This is a genomic window from Bacteroides sp., assembly GCF_052357945.1.
Lineage (GTDB): Bacteria > Bacteroidota > Bacteroidia > Bacteroidales > Bacteroidaceae > Bacteroides.
In genome coordinates, this window is the sequence record NZ_DAWCXD010000297.1 from 1 (window position 1) to 2,107 (window position 2,107).

General features: G+C 41.2%; 2 protein-coding genes. Both read right to left on the bottom strand.

Translation table 11 applies throughout. The features are described from left to right. The coding region (locus tag ACT8YW_RS23080; protein WP_444107264.1) for an ATP-binding protein at positions 1-1,304 on the bottom strand (1,304 nt) is incomplete at its 3' end. Between the two features lie 23 nt (positions 1,305-1,327). Continuing rightward, positions 1,328-2,002, bottom strand: a complete 675-nt coding sequence (locus ACT8YW_RS23085) for a response regulator transcription factor (protein WP_444107265.1) — start codon at positions 2,000-2,002, stop codon at positions 1,328-1,330. Positions 2,003-2,107 lie beyond the last annotated feature (105 nt).

Genomic DNA, 2,107 nt, shown 5'->3' on the forward strand with positions numbered 1-2,107 from the left:
TTTTCTATTTCTGAAGATATATCCAGCTTTGCATGATAAGCAGAAATGATTTTCAGGGTCAGGCTAAGTCCGATGCCTTGTCCGGCATAGTCCCGGGTATTACTGCCCCGATAGAAAGACTGGAATATGTGTTCTATTTCTTCTTGTGGAATACCGATTCCCCGGTCTTCTATATCAAGAATGACTTGTTGTTGCTCCCGGTAGAGAGTCACATTTACTTCTTTATCAGAGTATTTGCAGGCGTTATCTATTATATTTTTTAATGCTATCTTCAACAGATACGGATTGGCTTTTACAGTCATCTGACGGTCTGTCTCTTCCAAATGAAGATGGATTCTTTCATCGGAAGCTGTCAACTCTTTTAATATATCAGCCAGAATAATCTCTTCAATATTGTTTTTCAGGAGTTCTTCTTCTTGTCGTGAAAGAAAAAGAAGATGCCGGATCAGGCTGGATAACCGTTTGCTTTCCGAAGAAATTCGTTGGAGGGATTCAATGTATTCTCCCGTGCTTCTTTCTTTCAGCAGACTGATTTCACATTCTCCCTGAATGGCAGTAATCGGATTGTTCAACTCATGTGAAGCGTGACTGACAAAGGATTTTTCTGCCTTGAATGCACTGTCCAAACGGTCGAGCATACTATTTAATGTCTTTATCATGTCCTCCAGTTCGTCATTATTGCCAGTAGTCTTTAATCGGCGGTTCAGACTGTTGGCGCGTATTCTTTTCAATTCCTTTAGTATGTGTTGCAGGGGAACCAGAATACGGCCGGAATATATTTTTCCGATAAAAAAGATCAGGACGGAACTGGCTAAGATGAGAAATATGGAAAGCAACAATAAGTGTTCCTTGATTTCTGTTCCGTAGGCATTCCGGGACATGACGAGTACGATAAAGTTGCCTTCATTATCCGGATAATAAAGGGCGGCTCCCAGTTGATCCTTATATTTGAAGGAGAAAGGGATGCTGTCCTGTCCTGCCAGCAGAAGAGCCTGCTGGTGTTGCGTGAGGTATTTATTCAGCGTATCACGCACTTCGGAGAGACTGTCCATATTTAAAAGAATCTCATGGGCTTCGGGCAGGAGTTCGTCATATTTGCGCTGGATAATCTGGTAGCTCTGTTCGTCTACTTCATCTTTTTCCCAATGCTTCTGTGCGGTCAGGTAGGCTTTTTCACGCAGGTAAGAAGCATAGAGCTTATTGATGTACTGCGTACTGAAAATATAAAATACAGCAATGATAATGACAGTAGTCAACACACTGATTAACGTATAGAAAAGAGCTATTTTGGAACCTATTTTCATAGCCGGGATTAGTGTTGGTGAGTTTAAGTATTCATGATATATCCTAATCCTACGACTGTATGGATCAGCTTTTTATCAAAGTCACGATCAATCTTTACCCGGAGATAGTTTACGTAAACATCTACGATATTGGTATTGGTATCAAAATTCTTGTCCCATACATCTTTGAGCAGAGTGATACGTGAGAGGGCAACCCCTTGATGAGTCATGAAATATTCGAGCAGGCGGTATTCTTTAACAGTAAGGTCGATGTCTATGTCACCCCTTTTGGCTTTTCGGGTATTGCAGTCCAATACCAGGTTATCGCAAGTCAATAGATTGGAAGGGACTTCTTTGTTGCGTCTCAACAGGGCTTTGATGCGTGCTTCCAGTTCCTGGAAACTAAAAGGTTTGACGAGATAATCATCTGCTCCCGCATCCAGTCCTTTGACGATGTCTTCGGTTGTTCCTAAAGCTGTCAGCATGATTACCGGGATTTGATACCCGAACATTTGGCGATAAAGGCGGCAAAGCTCCAAACCATTTATTTTAGGCATGATAATGTCCAGTATTAAAAGGTCGAAAGGTTCGTCCTGAAGGATTTTCCAACCAGCGTTTCCGTCATGACAGACGGTTACCGTATGTCCGAACTCTTTTAACCCCCGTTCAATGAAAGAGGCGATGTTTATTTCATCTTCAACTAATAATAACTTTGCCATCATTCAGATTGTTTATGCGCAAAGATACTTTTTTCATGGCATCTCAAGAAAGAAATTCGCCCTACATTTAAGTGTTTCTCTTTTTTGAGTTGTACTGTTTTTCTG

Bases quoted from the DNA above. Each gene is read 5' to 3' on its own strand.
- ACT8YW_RS23085 (WP_444107265.1), bottom strand. From the start codon at position 2,002: ATGGCAAAGTTATTATTAGTTGAAGATGAAATAAACATCGCCTCTTTC.